We start from the raw sequence: 18,984 nt of genomic DNA, 5'->3' as shown, positions 1-18,984 counted from the left end.
CACATGTCGGTCATCCGTCAGTGGCCCGCTCTTGCGACCTGAATGAAGTTTACGGAAACCTGAATACAGTCTCCCAGCGTACGGGGGCGACAAACGCGGGTTCGAGTCACTGGGCACGCCACGGTACCTTGAGGGCGGGAATATGAAGGAGTTGTCTAGTGGTGTATGACCAGAACCGACCGGATGAGCCGCAGCGTCCGAGCGGGGAGGAACGACCCGCCCGCAGGCGCATCGGCAGGTCTTGGGGACCGCCCGCCGAGGAGGCTCCCGAGCCCGCCGAGGAGGCGCGGCAGGGGTTGGGCCAGTCGCCTGAGCAGTACCGGTTCGATCCGGACCGCGGGCGCCGCCACCGCTACAGCGAGGACCCCACCGGTCAGGTGCCGAACGTGCCGGTCGAGATCGCCGAGACCGGCCCGATGGTCCCGGCCACCCGCCGCCCCTCGCCCGGCGAGCAGTTCGAGCCGATCCCGCCGGCCCCGCAGCATTCCCAACCTCCCCAGAACTTCCAAGGCGAGCAGCAGCAGTCGCCGTTCGCGCCGCCAGGCGCGAACCATGAGCACAGTGCGCCACCAGGCGCGAACCATGAGCTCAATGCGCCGCCAGGAATGAACCAGGAGTACAGCGCGCCGCCGCCCGGTGCGAACCAGGAATACGGTGCACCTCCCGGCGTGAACCAGGAGTACGGCCCGCAGTCCGGTGGCGCCCAGGAATACAGTGCGCCGGGCCAGAACCAGGAGTACAGCCCGCCCGGTCAGGACCACGGCGCTCCGCAGCAGCACCCCGGCTACAGCGCCCCGCCGATGTCCGGCGACTACGCGGCCCAGCAGCAGCACCCGAACCAGGGCCCGCCGCAGCCGAACCAGGAGTTCGCCCCGCCCGGTGCGAACCAGGAGTACGGCGCGAACCAGGAGTTCCCGCCGCCCAGCGCGAACGGCTCCGCCCCCGCCAACCAGCAGGAGTACGGCGCCGTGCAGGACCAGAACGCCCAGGCGCAGCAGTTCTACAGCGCCCCGCGCCAGGCCATGCCGAGCGCGCCGCCCGCGAACCCCCAGTTCGGCCCGCCCGCGAACCAGGACTTCAACGCGCAGCACCAGCACCAGCAGGAGTACAGCGGCCCGCAGCGGCAGAACCAGGAGTTCGCGGCCCCTCCGGGCATGAACCAGGAGTACGTGCCGGGCGCGAACCGCGAGTACGGCGCGACGCCGAGCGCGAACGGTTCGGCCCCGGCCCAGGAGTACAGCCCGCAGCCGGCCACCCCGCAGCGCCCCGAGGCGCACGAAACGCCGCAGGACCAGACCGCGCCCCCGCCGCTCCAGCCGCCCGGGCCGCAGCAGCACACCGGCCCGATCGAGGTCCCGCACCAGGCCGTGCCGCAGACGCCGAGCGCGCCGGGCCCGATCCCGCGTCCGATCTCCAACGCGGAGCAGCAGACCGAGCAGTTCCCGATCGTGCAGCCCCAGCCGCCGGTCACCGAGGTCTCGCCCGCGGCGGTCCCGAGCCCGCCCGTCACCGAGCAGGCCCCGCTGCGCTCGCTGCCGGCGAACCGCCCGCCGTTCGCCGAGCCCACACCCCCCGCGACAGTAGAGAAAGACGTGAACGACCCCGAATCCGCGCGCCTCGTCGACGCCGTGCGCCAGGTCCCCGGCGTCCGCGACGCCTTCCATGTGACGGCCCCCGACGGCAACTCCAGTCTCCGCCTCGAGCTCGAGGACGGCGTCGACCCCGACGAGGTCCACGCGGTCGTCTCGGCCGTGGTCGCCGAGCAGCGCGCCGTCGAGCCCGGCCCGCAGACGGCCGACGAGCCCGAGGTCCACGACCAGGTCGAGTCCCCGTCCGCCGAGGTCGAGATCGCGAAGGTCGGCCCGGTCGAGCTGCGCCGCGTCGAGATCGAGTCCGCCGGTCTCGAAGCCGAGGTCAGCGTGACGCTCGCGCTGGGCGACGCCGAGTCGACCGGGAAGGTCGCGGTGCCGCCGATCGACTGGCACATCCAGCACGCGGCCGCGGCGGCCACGGTCGAGGCCCTGCGTCCGCGCCTGGGCGCGAACGACGTGCGCGTCGAGGTCGAGCACGCCTCGATCGTCCCCACTGGACCGGTGAAGACCGCCGTCGTGGTCATCCTCTGGTTGGACGGCCGCTCCGTCCGCCGCCTCTCGGGCGCCTCGGTGGTCACCGCCGAACGCTCCCGCGCGGTGGTTTCGGCTACCTTGGGCGCGCTGGCCGGTGAAGTGACACACTAGGTCCCATGAAACGGGCACGGCTGGCCGAGGCGGGCGGGGTTCGCAATCCGACCCGCCCCCACCCGCCGTTCCCTGGGGTGGAACACCAGCTCAGCCGCCGTCGCCTGTTCATCAGACACACGCCGCCGACCGGTCCGAACGCCGAGCCGGCCGTGTTCGTGCACGGCCTCGGCGGGTCCGCCCAGAACTGGACGGACCTCGCGGACGCGCTCTCGGACCACCTGGCGGTCGACGCGATCGACCTGCCCGGTTTCGGGCACTCGGCCCCGGCCCCGCGGGTCACGGTGCCGCTCCTGGCGCAGGACGTGGCGGCGTGGATCGTCGAGTCCGGCCGCGCCCCGGTGCACCTCGCGGGCCATTCGCTCGGCGGGGCCGTCTCGGTCTACCTGGCCGCGACCCGCCCGAACCTCGTGCGCACGCTGACGCTGATCTCGCCCGCGATGCCGTTCGCGAACCCGCGCCGCTCGCACCAGTCGCGGTTCGTGCCGATGCTCGTCCTTCCGCGCATGGCCTGGTTCGCCGACCGCGCCATGAAGGCGCGCACGCCCGAGCAGGTCGTGGACGACATATTCCTCGGCACCTGGGCCGACCCGTCCACGGTCCACCCGCAGCGCCGCCGCGAGGCCCTCGCCGAGGCCCGCCGCCGCCTCGCCACGCCGTGGAACTCGCGCGCGTACATCCAGACGTACCGGGGCCTCATGGCCTCGTTCTTCCAGGCCTTCGTGCCAGGAACGCACTCGCTGTGGCGGCTCGCCCGCACGATCGAGTGCCCGACCCTGGTCGTCTGGGGCAAGCAGGACCGGGTGATCGACGTGCGCCAGGCGCCGCCCGCCGCGCTGGCGATCCCGGACTCGCGGCTGCTCATCCTCGACCGGACGGGGCACGTCGCGATGATGGAGCGCCCGCAGGCGGTGGCCCGCGCGATGGCCGCGATGTTCGACGAGGCCCGACAGGCATTGGACCCGAACGATAATGCTTTGTCCGTATTGTGAACAGGAACCGGGCCACAGGAACCTCAGGTGTCGGCCCCGCGCGGCTCCGTCTGCCTTAGACTCGGCGGGTGACTGAGGGACGGCTGGCACGGCTCAAACGCATCCGCAGGCTCCGCAGGCGGCGACGTTTCGTCTTCCTCGCCATCCTCGTCCTCACGGCGGGCGCGGGGCTGTACTTCGCCCTCGGCGCCACCGACTCCGAGAAGCCGCAGGCCCTCGACGAGGAGGAGCGGATCGCGCCGACCACGGTCGCCGACCCCGCCTCGCCCTCGCCCGGAGCCGCTTCGCCTTCGCCTGAAACGGAAGTCGCGGTCACGCCGCCGCTGTACTTCTCCGGCACCGGCACCTGGAGCTACGCCGAGCCCGTGAACGACGCGGTGGTCGGCGACGCCGGGACCCTCCTTCAGTACGACGTGGCCGTCGAGAACGGCCTGGAGCTCGACGCGGCCGAGTTCGGCGCGTTCGTCAACGCGACCCTCGCCGACGACCGCTCCTGGACCGCCGGCGGCGCCTGGCGCTTCCAGCAGGTCGCCGAGGGCGCGGGCGCCGACTTCACGGTCTACCTCGCCAGCCCCGAGCAGCGCGCGTACCTGTGCGGCTCCCAGAACACGACGGTCTCCTGCCGCAACGGCGACAACGTCGTCATCAACTCGGCCCGCTGGATCACCGGCGTCGACCACTGGGACGGCACCCTCGACACCTACCGCCAGTACGCCGTGAACCACGAAGTGGGACACCGGCTCGGCCACGGCCACGAGGTCTGCCCCGCCGACGGCGAGACCTCACCGGTGATGGCCCAGCAGACCTACCAGCTCGCGGGCTGCGTCGGCAACGCCTGGCCCTTCCCCGACGGCACGACCTACGTCTCCGGGCCCGTGGGCGACTACAACGGCCCCGACCTCCCGCCGGACGACTTCGTCGACCAGTAGGACCGTCGACCCCTGGCGCGATCGCGTTCCAACATGCGGGACCATGCGTCCCACGCGCGTGAAGAACCGCACACCGGGCTTCCCAGTGGAATATCCAGCCCGTGGACATGCATTATTGACCATATGAGTTTGCCGCCGCTGGTCGAACCAGCCTCAGAGCTGTCGGTCGACGAGGTGCGCCGCTATTCGCGCCACCTCATCATCCCCGACGTCGCCATGGACGGTCAGAAACGACTCAAGAACGCCAAGGTGCTCTGTGTGGGCGCGGGCGGCCTCGGGTCCCCCGCCCTGATGTACCTGGCCGCGGCCGGAGTCGGCACGATCGGCATCGCCGAGTTCGACACCGTCGACGAGTCGAACCTGCAGCGCCAGATCATCCACGGCCAGTCCGACATCGGCCGCCCCAAGTCCGAGTCGGCCGCCGCCTCGATCCGCGAGATCAACCCGTACGTCAACGTCGTCATCCACAACACGGTGCTCGACAACGACAACGTGTTCGAGATCTTCGGGCAGTACGACCTCATCATCGACGGCACGGACAACTTCGCCACCCGCTACATGGTGAACGACGCGGCCGTGCTGCTCGGCAAGCCCTACGTGTGGGGCTCGATCTACCGCTTCGACGGCCAGGCGTCGGTCTTCTGGGCCGACCAGGGCCCGTGCTACCGCTGCCTCTACCCCGAGCCCCCGCCGCCCGGCATGGTCCCGAGCTGCGCCGAGGGCGGCGTGCTCGGCGTCCTCTGCGCCTCGATCGGCTCGATCCAGGTCACCGAGGCCATCAAGCTCCTCACCGGCATCGGCGACCCGCTCGTCGGCTCGCTCATGGTCTACGACGCGCTCGAGATGACCTACCGCAAGATCAAGGTCCGCAAGGACCCGAACTGCGCGGTCTGCGGCCCGAACGCCACGGTCACCGAGCTCATCGACTACGAAGACTTCTGCGGTTCCGTGACCGACGAAGCAGCGGAGGCAGTCATCGGTTCCACCATCACCGCGCGCGAGCTCGAGACCTGGATCAAGGAAGGCCGCGACATCGACCTCATCGACGTCCGCGAGCCCGCCGAGTACGAGATCGTGCGCATCCCCGGCTCCCGGCTGATCCCCAAGGGCGACATCATCTCCGGTGCCGCGCTCGCCGATCTGCCGACCGAGCGCCAGGCGGTGTTCTACTGCAAGGCGGGCGTCCGCTCCGCTGAGGCGCTGGCCGCGGCCAAGGCCGCCGGCCTGAAGAACGCCGTCCACGTCCAGGGCGGCGTGCTCAGCTGGATCAACCAGGTCGACCCGAGCCTGCCCACCTACTAAGGGACGCAGGCGAAGCGACAGGATCGAAGGGCGTGCGGCCACTGGCCGCACGCCCTTTCCCGTGCCCGCCACCGCGCCGTTTGGTTGCCTCGGCCTGGTATGAGATATCGAACCCCTGCCGCTCAGCGAATTCCGATGTAGGGCATTGACTCTCGCTTGACCGGTTCCGTACCCTCGCAAGGATGATCCGCCAAAGCGAACCATTCTCCCGTCGCCTCACCCCCACCCGCCGCAACCTGCTGCGGATCGGGGTGCCCGCCGCGGCCGTCCTGGTGGGCGGCGGCGCCGTCGCCACGGCCGCCGCGAACGCAACGGAGGACGGGACCGGCATCTTCGGCCCGTCCCGCGAGGACCTCGAAGCCGACCTCACGACCCGGATCGACGAATACCTGGCGGGCACCGGCACCGCCGTCGAGGCCTCCGTCGCCGTCGAACGCGGCGAGCTGCGCCTCGACTACAACGCCGAGCAGACCCACATCACCGCCTCCATCGTCAAGGTCGAGATCCTCGCGATGGTCCAGCAGTACTGGGGCTCGGTCGACGCCATCCCCGCCGACCAGCGCGAAGCGCTGCAGCTCATGATCACCGAGTCCGACAACGACTCGGCGACCACCCTCTACAACTACCTCGGCGGCGCCGCGGCCCTCGAGGCCGCGCACGAGCGCTACGGCCTCCAGGACACCACTGTGGACTCTCAGGGCCGCTGGGGCGTCGGCTGGTCCAGCGCCCCCGACCAGCTCAGGATCACCGACCTCAACCTCTTCGCCGACTCCGGCGTCCTCAACGAGGAGCAGGTCGACCTCGGCCGCGAACTCATGGGCGCCGTGATCGAGGAGCAGGCCTGGGGGATCTCGGCCGCCGCCAAGGAAGGCGAGACCGTCTGGCTCAAGAACGGCTGGGACGTCGAATCGCAGCTCGACGGCCTCTGGGTCGTCAACTCCATCGGCGTCCTCGGTGGCGACGGCGACGAACCAGTGAAGATCGCAGTCCTCACCAGTGGCGCCGTCGACGACGTCGAAGGCATCCCGGTCGTCGAGGAGATCGCCAAGATCGCCCGCGACGTCATTGAGAGCGTCTGACCCGGCACCATCGGAAGCACTGCCGCCCAAGCGGAACCAACGGGCGCCCGGCCGAGGCCGGGCGCCCGTGGTGCGTTCCTGATTCCCCAGAAGCAGCAGAGGGCGGTGGCCGACTGACTCCGGTCGGCTCGCCACCGTACGTTCGGAAAGGCGGCACCGGCCGACACCGGCCGGCTCCTCGCGCCGGACACGAAAAGAACCGGCCGATTCCGGCCGGCTCCCCGCCCCAGACACGAAAAAGTGGCACCGGCCGACACTGGTCGCGAGACCGTTTCGTAATCTTGCGCAATGACGCGAGCCCCCGAACGACACCCCTTCATCCCCTCCCGGCGCACGTTCCTCCGCGCCGGCATCCCCGCCGCCGTCGCCATCGCCGGCGGGTCCGCCCTCTTCGGCGCGGCCACCGCCTCCGCCGCCGGACCCACCGACACCGAGCTCTCGGCCGAACTCGCCACCCGCATCAAGACGTACCTGGCCACCACCGGCACCAAAACCGAAGCCTCCGTGGCGGTCTCGCGCGGCTCCCGGCTCGTGACCGCCAACAAGGCCAAGATCCACGACACCGCCTCCATCGTGAAGATGGAGATCCTCCTGATGCTCTTGGAGAAGTACAACGGCATCGCCGCGATCCCCACCTCCATCAAGGAGCACGCGCGGCAGATGATCATCTGGTCCAACAACGACTCGACCACCAAGGTGTACAACCACCTCGGCGGCTGCAGCGCCCTCTCCGCGGCCCACACCCGCTACGGCCTGCAGTACACGAAGTCCGCCTCGGACTGCCGCTGGGGACTGACCACGACCAACGCCACCGACCAGCTGAAGATCATCAACCACCTGCTCTACAAGGGACGGTTGACGCAGGCCGAGGTCGACCACGCGCGCTGGCTCATGGGCGGCGTCGCCTCCTCGCAGGCGTGGGGCATCAGCGCCGCGGCGAAGACGGGTGAGAAGGTCTGGATCAAGAACGGCTGGGACTCGCGCTCCTCGCTGGGCGGCCTGTGGGTCGTGAACTCCTGCGGGGTCATCAACGTGCCGAACCAGACCGCGATTCGCATGGCGATCCTGACCAGCAAGGCCCCCGACCACACCAAGGGCGTCGCCATCGTCAAGGAGATCGCCAAGATCACCCGCACGGTCATCAACAAGGCCGTGCTCTAGGCAGAGCGAAGCGGCCCGCGCACTCAGCCCGGGCCGCTCACCTAAAATCGTATAGGATATATCCTATAGGGTTTTGCTAGTAGCGGTAGTGGTCCGGCTTGTAAGGCCCTTCGACCGGCACGCCGATGTAGTCGGCCTGCTTCTTCGACAGGGTCGTGAGCTTGACGCCGAGCGCGTCGAGGTGCAGGCGGGCCACTTCCTCGTCGAGGTGCTTGGGCAGCGTGTAGACGCCGACCGGGTACTCGGCGAGGCGGGTGTGCAGCTCGATCTGGGCGAGCACCTGGTTCGTGAAGCTGTTGCTCATCACGAAGCTGGGGTGGCCGGTCGCGTTGCCCAGGTTGAGGAGCCGGCCCTCGCTGAGCACGATGATCGAGTGCCCGTCCGCGAACTGCCACTCGTGGACCTGCGGCTTGACCTCGAGCTTCTTCACGCCCGGTTCGGCGGCGAGGCCGGCCATGTCGATCTCGTTGTCGAAGTGGCCGATGTTGCCGACGATCGCCTGGTGCTTCATGCGGCGCATGTGGTCGATCGTGATGATGTCGCGGTTGCCGGTGGTGGTGATGAAGAGGTCGGCGTACTCGACCGCGTCCTCGATGGTCAGCACCTCGTACCCGTCCATCGCCGCCTGCAGCGCGCAGATCGGGTCGACCTCGGTGACGAGGACGCGCGCGCCCTGCCCGCGCAGCGACTCCGCCGAGCCCTTGCCCACGTCGCCGTAGCCGCAGACCAGGGCGACCTTGCCGCCGATGAGCACGTCGGTCGCGCGGTTGATGCCGTCGATCAGCGAGTGGCGCACGCCGTACTTGTTGTCGAACTTCGACTTGGTCACCGAGTCGTTCACGTTGATCGCTGGGAACGGGAGGCGGCCGTCTCGCTCCAGCTCGTAGAGGCGGTGCACGCCGGTCGTGGTCTCCTCGGTGACGCCCTTGACCGCGGCGGACTTCCGCGAGTAGCGCTGCGGGTCCTCCTTGATGGAGCGGGCGAGCAGCGCCAGCACGACGCCCTCCTCTTCGCTCTCGGCGGTCGACAGGTCGGGCACGACCCCGTCGGTCTCGTACCGGGCGCCGTTGACCACGAGCATCGTGGCGTCGCCGCCGTCGTCGAGGATCAGGTTCGGCTCCTCAGTGCCCCAGTCGAGGGCGCGCTCGGTGCACCACCAGTACTCCTCGAGCGTCTCGCCCTTCCACGCGAACACCGGAACGCCCTGCGGCGCTTCGACGGTGCCCTCCGGGCCGACCGCGATCGCGGCGGCGGCGTGGTCCTGAGTGGAGAAGATGTTGCACGAGGCCCAGCGGACCTCGGCGCCGAGCGCCGTGAGCGTCTCGATGAGCACGGCGGTCTGGATCGTCATGTGTAGGGACCCGGTGATGCGGGCACCCTCCAGCGGGCGGGACGCGCCGTAACGCTCGCGCAGGGCCATCAGGCCGGGCATCTCGTGTTCGGCCAGGCGGATCTCGTGCCGGCCGAAGTCGGCCAGCTTGAGGTCGGCAACCTTGTAGTCGTCGGCACGCAGCGTGTTCGTCATGGCAGAAATGCTACGCGCCGCGCCCGGAAGACCTGAAGAACGCCACTGCAGGGGCTGCGTGGAGCACTGCAGTTCGCGGGCTCACCGGCCGAAGGAGCTGTCGTCTGGAGCACTGCGTCAGGCGCCGCGGAAAAAAATTTTCCAGCAACGCGTGTTTCTGCTTGACACTGCCGAGGCTGTGGGTAATATTGCAGATACACAGCGTCACGGAGATGCGGGAGGGCCCACAGGGTCCAGAACCTTCACCGAGGCGCCGGGGAATACCAAACCGGGGGGAGTGCCGGGCGGTCTGGGGTGGCCGCCCGGCACATTTTTGTCTCGAATGGCAAGCGGTGTCATGAAATTCGATTGCGAGCCTTCCCGATCTGCGGGAAAGTCAGTGCGTGAGCAACCCTGACCTTCGCATCGTCCCGATCGACCCGTTGAACCGCGACCTGGTCAACGGCTGGATCCGCGCCCAGCGCGCCGCCGTCGAGCACGACCAGCCCGGCGAGCCCCTGCCGAGCCCCGCCTTCCAGCGCCTGCGGCTCCTGCTGTGGCCCGACTCGCTCGACGTCGAGCGCTATGTAGCCGTCCAGGACGGCGAAGTCCTCGGCTCGATCCAGTACTCGATGCCGAACCAGGACAACCAGCACCTCCTGGAGCTGGAGCTCGACGTCCGGCCTGACCGCCGCCGCGAGGGCATCGGCACCGCCCTCATCGAGTTCACCGAGCAGCGGGCCGCCGAACTCGGCCGTGACACGATCCTCGCCTTCGCCGTCGACTCCCTCGACGGCGGGCCGCAGTTCGACCATGCCGGCCAGCATTTCGCGAAGGCCCGCGGCTACAAGACCGTCGACCAGGAGATCCACCGCCGCAACGACCTCACCGTCGTCGGCGACGACGAACTCGGGAAGCTCTACGCCGACGCGTGGCGGAAGGCCGCCGGATACGAGCTGGTGCAGTGGACCGACCGCTGCCCCGACGAGGTCATCGACGGCTACGCCGCGCTCAATGAGCGCATGTACACCGACCCGCCCATGGGCGAAGAGCTCGACATCCGGCCCGCGGTGTACGACGCCGCGCGCATCCGCAACCTCGAGTGGACGACCGCCGAGCGCGGCCAGGCCCGGTTCATCACCGCGGTGGTCCACGTCGAGTCCGGCGAGGTCGCCGGCATGTCAGGCCTCGGCACCGTCCCCGGCGAGGAGCTGCACGCCTGGCAGGAGGACACGATCGTCGAGGAGAAGCACCGCGGCCACCGCCTCGGCGTGATCCTCAAGATCGCCAACCAGCGCCTGCTGCGCAGGTACCGCCCGCAGATCCGCTACATCCACACGTGGAACGCCGAGGTCAACGACCACATGATCGCGATCAACGAGGCCATGGGCTACCGGGCCCTGTGCCGCGACCTGGACGTCCAGAAGAAGCTCTAGTACGCGAGATTCCCGCGTTGCACAAGGGAAACGGCCCCGGCACTCTCTGCTCATTCATGGCTCGCAAGCTTCGCCAAGAGTGCTCATTTATGGCTCGCAAGCTTCGCCAAGAGTGCTCATTTATGGCTCGCAAGCTACGCCAAGAGTGCCGGGGCCGATCTTTCGTCTTGGGCGCCTAGGCGCTCGCGATGAACAGCTCGCCTTCGCCGCTGGCCACGACCGGACCGGCCGTGCCCGGCGAGAAGGCCGCGCGGCCGGGGGAGAGGGCGACCTCGCCCTGGTCGTCCGCGACGGTGACGCTCCCGCCCGTGCTCAGGCAGATCCGGGGGCCGTCGACGTCGATGCGGACCGGCTCGCCCGTGAGCTCGACGCGCCGCAGCGCGAAGTCCGCGATCGGGACCGGCCACGAGCGCACCGGCCCGGCGTCCTCGACGAGCGCGCGCGGTTCGTCGATCGCGTTGAAGTCGAGGACCCGCAGCAGCTCCGGCACGTCCACGCGCTTGTTCGTGAGGCCGCCGCGCAGCACGTTGTCGCTCGCGGCCATGATCTCCACGCCGAACCCCTTGAGGTACGCGTGCAGGTTCCCCGCGGGCATGTACACGCCCTCGCCGGGCTGGAGCGTGATGTGGTTGAGCAGGAGGCTCACCAGGACGCCCGGGTCGTCGGGGTAGGAGCGGGCCAGGTTCACCAGGTCCGCCGCGTCGGCGGTCTCCAGCTCGGCGGCGGCCTTCGCGGCGGCGTCGATGATGCCCCGGCACTCCTCGCGGCCGAGCCCGAGCAGGTCCGGGACGGCGCGGCGCAGGCCGGCCTTCGGGTCGCGCAGGGTCGCGCACAGCGCCGCGAGCTCGGGGACGCCGAGCGCCTCGATGTCGGCGGCGGCCGCGAGCGGGTCGCGGAAGCCGCACATCGCGCGGAACTCGGTGAGCGCCACCAGGAGTTCGGGCTTGTGGTTGTCGTCCACGTAGTTGCGGTAGGCCGCGTCGATGCCGATGCGCATCTCGCGCTGGTGGCCCGAGTTGGCCTGGCGGAGGTTCGGGTGCGCCTGGAGCGACAGGGGCTTGCCGGCCGCGAGCAGCTTCAGCAGGAACGGCAGCTTGGGGCCGAAGCGGTCGAGCGCGCGCCGGCCGAGCATCTCGGCGGGCGCGGACGCGATGGCGTCGTCCAGCGGGCGGCCGTCGTGGAGGGTCGAGGGGGCGCTGTGGTGGGCGCCGAGCCATTCCTCGGCTTCGGGGAGGTCGGCGGGCACCTCCCGGCCTTGCAGCTGGGCGATGTCGACTTGCGATCCCCACGCGTAGTTGCGGATGACACCGTAGAGCCCCTGCACCGCCGCTCCTCACTGTTCGGGTTGAAGGCCTCAACTCTAACGGTTCGGCCCGCGCGGCCCGCCACCCCGGCCCGTCCGAGCGCCGTACGCGGAAGGCCGCGGACGGCATCGCCGTCCGCGGCCCTGCAAGCGTTGCGGCCCTTGCTGACCCGCTAATCCGACCCGAGGGTGGCGTCCTTCATCTCGGAGACGGCCGGCACCCGCATGGGGTCGAGGCCGTGGGCGAGCGCCAGGTACACCGACGCGAAGTCGGGGACGGCGATGAGGGAGGCGAGCCGCTCGAGCGAGCAGCCGCCCTCGGCGGGGAGCACGTCGCAGCGGACGCCGCGGCGCGAGGCCAGGTCGGCGACGGCTTCGGCTCGGCGCACGTCCGGCATGGGGCCGGTGTCGTCGCCGTCGAGGCCGTCGTCGCGCATGAGCACGATCCGCAGGCGGGTGAGCTCGTCGTCCTCGGGATCGGCGAAGATGTCCGTCTGGCCTTCGGCGAGCGAGCCGAACACGCCGTCGAGGAGGCCCACGCGGCCGCGGCCGACCTCGCCGAGCTCACCGGAGACCACCGGGTAGCGGGAGTTCGCGGCGAGCATGTCGCCGAAGCGGCGGGCCGCGACGCCCGCGAGCGGGCTCGAACCCCACACGACCGGGATCGAACCGGCGAGGTTCATCGCGAGCTCCTTCGCCGGGTTGACGTACGCGTCGGCGTCGGGGCGGCAGCGCTCGGCGTCCTCGTCGAGCCGCCGCGCGGTCTCGGCGATGTCGGCCTCCACGAGGTTCACGAGCCCGAGTTCCCTGGCGGCCATGAGCACCGGGACGGTGAGCGCCCACAGGCTCAGGCGCGCCGGGGCGCGGCGCGGGACGGCCACGAACGAGGCGCGGGCGCGCTCGGCGAGGGCTTGCAGCTCCGAGTCGGGGGCGCCGATGGCGACCAGGCGCGCGCCGCGGCGGGCGGCGGCCTCGGCGGCGGCGAGCGCCTCCGGGCTGCGTCCCGAAGCGGAGACGGCGATGACCACGTCGGCCGCGCCGACCCAGCCGGGGACGCCGGCGGACCGGTGACCGAGGATCGGCACGGGGCAGCGGGGGCCCGCGACGGTGGCGAGGATGTCGCCGGTGCGCGCGGCGGTGCCGACGCCCGCGACGACGACCGCCCGGGGGCGGCCCTCCTCGGCGAGCGCGGTGAGGCCGGCGTCGGCGGCGAGCGCGGCCGATTCGCGCAGCTGCGGTCCGGCCGAGGCGAGCGCCCAGAGGGCGCCGCCGGGCCGGATGGACTCGCTGAGGTCGCCTTCGATGCGACGCTCGTCGGGGAGCCGGTCGCCGGTGATCCCGGCGAGGCCGTCGTCCTCAAGACCCATGGTGTACTCCTCCTTGGCCGGTGCGGCCTCGACGGTTCACTTCATTGCCGGGCGGTACAGATTCACGTTCACGGGCTTCGCCGAGCAGGCGCTCGCCGGGCCGCGAGCCTCGCGGAGGCGGCCCGCAGGCGCCGCCTGCGGTCCTCGCCGCCGCCTGCATTCCTCGGTCCGGGAGCCGAGCGGGGCGGGCTACTCCGGGCCGTCGAGGAGCATCACGGGGATGCCGTCCTCGACCCGGAAGACCTTGGCGCACTCGGAGCAGGTGAGCGCGTTCGCCTCGCGGTCGTACGAGAGCGGGGCGTGGTGGGGCTCAGGGCAGCGCAGCAGTTCGAGGAGCACTGGCTTGGGCGCGGTGGCGGGCATGGGCTAGTTCCTTACGGTGCGGAGGATGTCGTCCCGCAGCCGCTCCATTGACGCCTGGTCGGGGCCCTCGGCGTTGAGGCGCAGCAGCGGTTCGGTGTTGGACGGGCGCAGGTTGGCCCACGAGCCGTCGTCGAGCGTGACGGTGAGGCCGTCCAGGCGGTCGGTCGAGACCCCTTCGCGTGCAGCGTACTGCGCGGCGACCTCTTCGATCTTCGCGTGCGGGTCGGCGACCTTCGAGTTGATCTCGCCCGAGGGCGCGTAGCGCACGAACTCGTTGCCGAGGTCCGCGGCGCTGCGGTCGCCTTCGCCGACGGCGGCGAGGACGTGCATCGCGGCGAGCATGCCGGTGTCGGCGAACCAGAAGTCGCGGAAGTAGTAGTGCGCGGAGTGCTCGCCGCCGAAGACGGCGTTCTCCTCGGCCATGACGGCCTTGATGTAGGAGTGGCCGACGCGGGTGCGCAGCGGGCGGCCGCCGTGCTCACTGATGATCTCGGGGACGGCCTTGGAGGTGATCAGGTTGTGGCACACGGCGGAGCCGGGGTGCTTCACGAGCTCGCGGGTGGCGATGAGCGCGGTGATCGCCGATGGCGTGACGGGCTCGCCGTCGGCGTCCACGACGAAGCAGCGGTCGGCGTCGCCGTCGAAGGCCAGGCCGAGGTCGGCGCCGGCCTCGCGGACACGGGCCTGCAGGTCGACGATGTTCGCCGGCTCGAGCGGGTTCGCCTCGTGGTTGGGGAAGGAGCCGTCGAGGTCGAAGTAGAGCTCGTCGATCTCGAGCGGGAGCCCGGCCAGGAGCTGGTCGCCGAGAACGGCGGGAACGGTGTACCCGCCCATGCCGTTGCCGGCGTCCACGACGATCTTGAGCGGGCGGATCTTCGAGAGGTCCACGAGCCCGCGCAGGTGCTCGGCGTAAGCGGCGAGGAAGTCCTCGCTCGTGGCGGTTCCGGGGGTTGCCGCTTCGGGGGCCGGTTCGCCGTCGAGGATCGCCTGGGCCTTGTCGCGGATGTCGGCCAGACCGGTGTCGAGGCCGATCGGGCGCGCGCCCGGGAGGCACAGCTTCAGGCCGTTGTACTCGGCGGGGTTGTGGCTGGCGGTGAGCATCCCGCCGGCGACGTTGCGCTGGCCGGCGATGAAGTAGAGCATGTCGGTCGAGCAGAGCCCGGCCTCGATGACGTCGGCGCCGGCGCGGGTCGCGCCGCGCGCGAAGGCCGCGGCGAAGCCGGGGCCGGAGTCGCGCATGTCGTGCCCGACGGCCCAGGTCTTCTCACCGGTGACGGCCACGGCGGCCGCTCCGATCGCTTCCATGACCTCGGGTGTGAGCTGCGAACCGACGAGTCCGCGCACGTCGTAGGCCTTCACGAAATCGCTGAGTCTGGGTGCCACTCAGTTGCCGCCTTTCCGGTGTTGCGGGTCCGGTGGGGAGACGCCCGGCACTCTCGGCGATGCTCATCTACGGCTCGCAAGCTTCGCCGAGCCTGCTTGCGAGCCATGAACGAGCTTCGCCAAGGCTGCTTGCGAGCCGTGCATTGGCACCGTCGCAGGAGGCCGCCCCGTGACGAGACTAGCGCTGTAGGTCCTCGTCGCCGGACACCACCCGGAGGTGACGCCGGGCACCGATCTGGGGCGCGGCGGGGCGGAGCCCTTGGCGCGTAGACGCATCGGCCTCGTTGTACCGGCCCCCTGCCATGGGGGCCGCTTCGGGCGGCTCGAGTTCGTGCCTGTCGCCCACGGCGGCTTCCCGCACGGCGTTGGCCAGGGCGACCAGGTCGTCGTCGGTGGGCATGGGCACCGTGTAATCGCCTTGATGGCGGACCAGTTCCCAACCATGGGGCACGGTGAGGCGCCGGGCGTGCGCATCACACAGGTCATAGCTGTGGGGTTCCCGCGTCGTGGAGAGCGGGCCGACCACAGCCGTCGAATCCGAGTAGATATATGTCAAAGTGGCCACCGCAGGCTGGCGGCAGCCGTTCCGGGAGCAACGCCGATCCGACCTCACCCCACGAAACTACCACTCGCGGTGGCGAAGTCAGCGGCGCTGAACTGTGGTCCGATGCGGAATTGTCCGGATCGCGATCGCGGGGCCCGAATTCGTCGGGCGCGAACGCTATGGTTTCCCCATGCGCAGAGATCGACACGGACGGGGGATGCGGGGGCCGCTGGCGCCCCGCGCCCTGCCGCTGCGTCGCACGCACGTCGAGCAGTTCGACGCGCTGGTGATGGATTCGGTGGTCGAGATCGAGCGCCGTCTGGCGGAGTCCCTGGGTTCGAAGTTCACCGACCTGCGGCACATCGAGTTCGCCGTGGACGAGGTGCCGCCGGAGTCCCAGAACTACGACGCGGACATCGTGGAGGACCGCGGGGTGCCGCTCTCGAAGCTGTACCCGGCGCAGCCCGGCACGGTGGCGGCCTCGCCGCGGATCGTGCTGTACCGCAGGCCGATCGAGCTGCGGGCCGAGGGCAAGGCCGAGATGGAGGGGCTGGTGCGGTCGGTGCTCGCCGAGCAGCTCGCGTCCCTGCTGAACCTGCCGCCCGAGGACCTGGAGTTCTGAGGTGGGCTCGCTTCTTGTTCGAAGCAGATCGTGTCGTACCCGGGACGTAGTGTTAGATCAGGGGTCCCCTAAGGGGACAAATCGGGAATATCCTGTTTCATGTTTCGCCGCTGCCGGCCTGAGCGGCGGCGCAGGGGCGGGACATCGACGTCCCGCCCCCACCGCTCGCTCGTAGGGATGTGCTTATGCGGCGACCGGAATGCGCTCCTGCACGACCGGTTCCTCCGCGAGTTCGCCTACCGGCGCGGGCATGCGGGCGCCGACCAGCTCCTCCAGCAGGCCCACCTGGGCGCCGATGCCGCCGCCGACCAGGACGGGTTCGGCATGGCGCTGCTCGGCCGCGAAGACGACCTCCGACGCCAGCGCGGGGTTGATCATCGGGCTCGGGAAACACACCACCACCGGCAGGCGCTCGGTGCGCCGCCGTGCCGCTTCGCGCGCCTGGCGCTTGATCTTGCGGCGCTCCCGTTCGGAGAGCCCGCCCCAGATGCCGAAGCGCTCATCGTGGTCGAGTGCGTACTGCAGACAGTTCTCTTTGACCTCGCACCGCGCGCAGATGCGTTTCGCATCCCGCGTGGACCCCCCTTTTTCGGGGAAGAACGCCTCCGGATCGGTCTGCGCGCACAATGCGCGAGCCTGCCACTCCGGAACGTTACCCAACAGGTCGGCCAAGTAGTCACGGCCGTCCATATGCGTCCGCCTCCTCGTTCGCGCACCGGCAGAACCGGTGCTCCCCCCTTGCAATCACTTGCGCTGCACCGGGATGCGGATGGCGGGCTGGACGCGTCCCCTCCCCTGAAACGCGTACGGCCCTACTGCGGACGAGCCGGTCGTCCGCTGGTGCCTGTCCTGCATTGGTTGTGCTTCTTGGTGAAGCCCGGTGCCCGCGGGCGGCCTGTAGATGGGGCCGCACCGCCATTACTCGTCGCTATGGACGATGAGTGCTCATCGCTTTTCGGTCACGGTTCGATATCAGACGATAGCGCACAGTGAACTGAATGATGGAAGGACCCCTCAGACTCACGCTTGTGGGGGACTTGTCTTGACAGGTCCAGGAGTGGAGGATCGCTCGCGAGTTCCCTTCCATCGCACTGCGACGAGGCCGATGACGGCCAGCGTCAGCCACACCGTGTCGAGCAGTAGGCGCTCCACGGCGGCGCGGGTGTCGATGAAGACCTGTCCTTCCTCAATCAGCTGCCTGGCATCGTCGAATCCGTACCGGGCTGCCGACAGTGCCAGCAGTACACCGATAACGAGGTAGGCGACATAAACGAGACGGGTAAGGCGGACTGTCACCCGTCCGGGTCGCGTGTCGGGGGCGACGAACGCCGCGAGCGCGGGAAGGGCGACCGGGAGGATCGAGAAGAGCGTGCTGCGGGCCGCGTCGTTGTAGCCGATTCCGGCGGCGCGGCGGAGGGTGTCGTCGCGCGGGTCGAGGCCGACCCCGAACAGCCACTGCGACAGGGCGACCGCGATGACGACGATCGCGAGGGCGAGGAGCAGGCCGGCGAGGACCGACCGTTGGCGTGACCCGAGCTTCATGCGGGTCATTACACCAGATCGGTTCGGTTGGCCTGCTTGAGTTCCTCGACCAGGCCTTTGACCTCCTGCGCCCTGTCCCTGGGACACACCAGGAGTGCGTCCGGCGTGTCGACGATGATGAGGTCGTCCACGCCGACGGTGGCGATGAGCCGCCCGGCGGCCGGGACGACCACGTTCCGCTTCGACTCGGTCAGGAGCGTCTGGCCGGAGCCGCGGGGCTCGACGATGACGTTGCCGACCTTGTCGTTGGCCTTGAGCACCTGGCCGAGGGTGTTGTAGTCGCCCACGTCGTGCCATTCGAAGTCGCCGGGGACGACGCCGACCTTGCCCGCGGCGGCCGCGGGCTCCATGACGGCGTAGTCGATCGAGATCTTCTCGAGGGTCGGCCACAGCTGCGCGAACAGGGCCTCGCGGCGGTTGGAGTCCCAGGCGGCGGCGAGGGTGCGCACCGCGTCGTGCAGCGCGGGACGGTGCCGCTTGAGCTCGGCGAGGTAGACGTCCACCCGCCACACGAACATGCCGGCGTTCCACAGGTAGTTCCCGGCCGAGACGTACTCGACCGCCGAGACCTGGTCGGGCTTCTCGACGTACGCCCCGAGCTGGTAGCCGGGGCCGACGGGCGGGCCGAGGCGCAGGTAGCCGAAGCCGGTGTCGGGGCCGGTGGGGGTGATGCCGATGGTCATGAGGAGGCCCGTGGAGGCGAGCTCCATGGCCTTGGCGACGGTTTTGGCGAAGGCCTCGCCGTCGAGCACGAGGTGGTCGGCGGCGAACGCGCCCATGATCGCGGTCGGGTCGCGTTCGGCGATGACGGCGGCGGCGAGGCTGATCGCGGCGGCCGAGTCGCGCGGCGAGGGCTCGACGAGGATGTTGTCGCCGGGGACCTCGGGCAGCTGGCGGGCCACGTCGACGGCGTGGGCCGCCCCCGTGACTACGTAGACGTGGTCGGGGTCGGACAGCAGCCGTGCCCGCTCGACGGTCGATTGCAGCAACGACGAGTCCGTGCCCGTGAGTGGGAGCAGGAACTTGGGTCGTTGCGCGCGAGACAGGGGCCAGAGCCGAGTTCCGGAACCGCCCGCGGGGACCACCGCGTGAAGCATGCCAATAGTCTTGCACGCCGCTCCCACATGCCCGTTCACCACCTGCGGCGGGCCCTTCCGGGTGACGCGGCGGTTGCGGCGGCGTGAAGATCGGGGCAACTCGGACGCACGCCGGGGAATGAC

The 18,984-nt window shown here is 70.1% G+C and carries 16 protein-coding genes and 1 pseudogene; 8 read left to right on the top strand and 9 right to left on the bottom strand.

The genetic code is table 11. The features are described from left to right. Positions 1-158: 158 nt before the first annotated feature. The 6 genes from O2L52_RS09975 to O2L52_RS09950 all read left to right on the top strand — a co-directional run bounded on the left by O2L52_RS09975 (position 159) and on the right by O2L52_RS09950 (position 7,700). Positions 159-2,237, top strand: a complete 2,079-nt coding sequence (locus O2L52_RS09975) for a hypothetical protein (protein ID WP_270115233.1) — start codon at positions 159-161, stop codon at positions 2,235-2,237. A 5-nt stretch (positions 2,238-2,242) separates the two neighbouring features. Then, positions 2,243-3,229: an alpha/beta fold hydrolase gene (locus O2L52_RS09970; RefSeq protein ID WP_270115232.1), complete on the top strand. Its 987-nt coding sequence runs from the start codon at positions 2,243-2,245 to the stop codon at positions 3,227-3,229. A gap of 68 nt (positions 3,230-3,297) precedes the next feature. Then, positions 3,298-4,158, top strand: a complete 861-nt coding sequence (locus O2L52_RS09965; protein WP_270115231.1) for a DUF3152 domain-containing protein — start codon at positions 3,298-3,300, stop codon at positions 4,156-4,158. 123 nt (positions 4,159-4,281) lie between these two features. Next, positions 4,282-5,460 (top strand): adenylyltransferase/sulfurtransferase MoeZ, encoded by a 1,179-nt coding sequence (gene moeZ, locus O2L52_RS09960; protein ID WP_270115230.1) that lies wholly within the window; start codon positions 4,282-4,284, stop codon positions 5,458-5,460. A gap of 182 nt (positions 5,461-5,642) precedes the next feature. Continuing rightward, the gene (locus O2L52_RS09955) at positions 5,643-6,539 is read left to right on the top strand and encodes a serine hydrolase (RefSeq protein ID WP_270115229.1); all 897 of its coding nucleotides are present in this window, start codon (positions 5,643-5,645) and stop codon (positions 6,537-6,539) included. A gap of 288 nt (positions 6,540-6,827) precedes the next feature. Then, complete coding sequence (locus O2L52_RS09950; RefSeq protein ID WP_270115228.1) at positions 6,828-7,700, top strand: hypothetical protein; 873 nt, start codon at positions 6,828-6,830, stop codon at positions 7,698-7,700. A 76-nt stretch (positions 7,701-7,776) separates the two neighbouring features. Here O2L52_RS09950 and ahcY read toward each other — a convergent pair whose 3' ends face one another. Further along, positions 7,777-9,225: an adenosylhomocysteinase gene (gene ahcY / locus O2L52_RS09945; protein WP_270115227.1), complete on the bottom strand. Its 1,449-nt coding sequence runs from the start codon at positions 9,223-9,225 to the stop codon at positions 7,777-7,779. A 383-nt stretch (positions 9,226-9,608) separates the two neighbouring features. Here ahcY and O2L52_RS09940 point away from each other — a divergent pair, with 383 nt between their 5' ends. Further along, positions 9,609-10,640, top strand: a complete 1,032-nt coding sequence (locus O2L52_RS09940) for a GNAT family N-acetyltransferase (protein ID WP_270115226.1) — start codon at positions 9,609-9,611, stop codon at positions 10,638-10,640. A 175-nt stretch (positions 10,641-10,815) separates the two neighbouring features. On the opposite strand, the gene manA is transcribed toward O2L52_RS09940, so the two are convergent. From manA to O2L52_RS09915, 5 genes are all read right to left on the bottom strand, one after another. Beyond that, positions 10,816-11,964 carry a mannose-6-phosphate isomerase, class I gene (gene manA, locus O2L52_RS09935; RefSeq protein WP_270115225.1) on the bottom strand — a complete coding sequence of 383 codons (1,149 nt, stop codon included), beginning with the start codon at positions 11,962-11,964 and terminating at the stop codon, positions 10,816-10,818. Between the two features lie 152 nt (positions 11,965-12,116). Next, the gene (locus tag O2L52_RS09930; protein WP_270115224.1) at positions 12,117-13,310 is read right to left on the bottom strand and encodes an SIS domain-containing protein; all 1,194 of its coding nucleotides are present in this window, start codon (positions 13,308-13,310) and stop codon (positions 12,117-12,119) included. A 189-nt stretch (positions 13,311-13,499) separates the two neighbouring features. Then, the gene (locus O2L52_RS09925; RefSeq protein WP_205326859.1) at positions 13,500-13,673 is read right to left on the bottom strand and encodes a Trm112 family protein; all 174 of its coding nucleotides are present in this window, start codon (positions 13,671-13,673) and stop codon (positions 13,500-13,502) included. 3 nt (positions 13,674-13,676) lie between these two features. Further along, complete coding sequence (locus tag O2L52_RS09920; protein WP_270115223.1) at positions 13,677-15,056, bottom strand: phosphomannomutase/phosphoglucomutase; 1,380 nt, start codon at positions 15,054-15,056, stop codon at positions 13,677-13,679. 178 nt (positions 15,057-15,234) lie between these two features. Beyond that, entirely contained in the window at positions 15,235-15,669 is a 435-nt protein-coding gene (locus O2L52_RS09915) for a DUF3499 domain-containing protein (protein WP_270115222.1), read from the bottom strand. Positions 15,670-15,745: 76 nt separating this feature from the next. On the opposite strand from O2L52_RS09915, the gene O2L52_RS09910 reads away from it, so the two are divergent. Continuing rightward, positions 15,746-16,222 carry a metallopeptidase family protein gene (locus tag O2L52_RS09910; RefSeq protein ID WP_373897043.1) on the top strand — a complete coding sequence of 159 codons (477 nt, stop codon included), beginning with the start codon at positions 15,746-15,748 and terminating at the stop codon, positions 16,220-16,222. A gap of 438 nt (positions 16,223-16,660) precedes the next feature. On the opposite strand, the pseudogene O2L52_RS25310 reads toward O2L52_RS09910, so the two are convergent. The 3 genes and pseudogenes from O2L52_RS25310 to O2L52_RS09895 form a co-directional block, all read right to left on the bottom strand. Then, positions 16,661-16,912: pseudogene (locus tag O2L52_RS25310) on the bottom strand (WhiB family transcriptional regulator); the annotation flags it as partial. A 330-nt stretch (positions 16,913-17,242) separates the two neighbouring features. Next, positions 17,243-17,764 (bottom strand): hypothetical protein, encoded by a 522-nt coding sequence (locus O2L52_RS09900; RefSeq protein ID WP_270115219.1) that lies wholly within the window; start codon positions 17,762-17,764, stop codon positions 17,243-17,245. 8 nt (positions 17,765-17,772) lie between these two features. Beyond that, complete coding sequence (locus O2L52_RS09895; protein ID WP_270115218.1) at positions 17,773-18,861, bottom strand: mannose-1-phosphate guanylyltransferase; 1,089 nt, start codon at positions 18,859-18,861, stop codon at positions 17,773-17,775. Positions 18,862-18,984 lie beyond the last annotated feature (123 nt).

The organism is Glycomyces algeriensis (genome assembly GCF_027622855.1).
GTDB lineage: Bacteria > Actinomycetota > Actinomycetes > Mycobacteriales > Micromonosporaceae > Glycomyces > Glycomyces algeriensis.
Note: the sequence above shows the minus strand (reverse complement) of the source record. Positions and strands in the feature narration are given on the sequence as shown.

What these genes read in the sequence shown, in the direction of transcription:
- O2L52_RS09895 (WP_270115218.1), bottom strand. Translation starts at nt 18,861, where the DNA reads ATGCTTCACGCGGTGGTCCCCGCGGGCGGTTCCGGAACTCGGCTCTGG.
- moeZ (WP_270115230.1), top strand. Translation starts at nt 4,282, where the DNA reads ATGAGTTTGCCGCCGCTGGTCGAACCAGCCTCAGAGCTGTCGGTCGAC.
- O2L52_RS09900 (WP_270115219.1), bottom strand. Translation starts at nt 17,764, where the DNA reads ATGAAGCTCGGGTCACGCCAACGGTCGGTCCTCGCCGGCCTGCTCCTC.
- O2L52_RS09955 (WP_270115229.1), top strand. Translation starts at nt 5,643, where the DNA reads ATGATCCGCCAAAGCGAACCATTCTCCCGTCGCCTCACCCCCACCCGC.
- O2L52_RS09925 (WP_205326859.1), bottom strand. Translation starts at nt 13,673, where the DNA reads ATGCCCGCCACCGCGCCCAAGCCAGTGCTCCTCGAACTGCTGCGCTGC.
- O2L52_RS09950 (WP_270115228.1), top strand. Translation starts at nt 6,828, where the DNA reads ATGACGCGAGCCCCCGAACGACACCCCTTCATCCCCTCCCGGCGCACG.
- ahcY (WP_270115227.1), bottom strand. Translation starts at nt 9,225, where the DNA reads ATGACGAACACGCTGCGTGCCGACGACTACAAGGTTGCCGACCTCAAG.
- O2L52_RS09970 (WP_270115232.1), top strand. Translation starts at nt 2,243, where the DNA reads ATGAAACGGGCACGGCTGGCCGAGGCGGGCGGGGTTCGCAATCCGACC.
- O2L52_RS09930 (WP_270115224.1), bottom strand. Translation starts at nt 13,310, where the DNA reads ATGGGTCTTGAGGACGACGGCCTCGCCGGGATCACCGGCGACCGGCTC.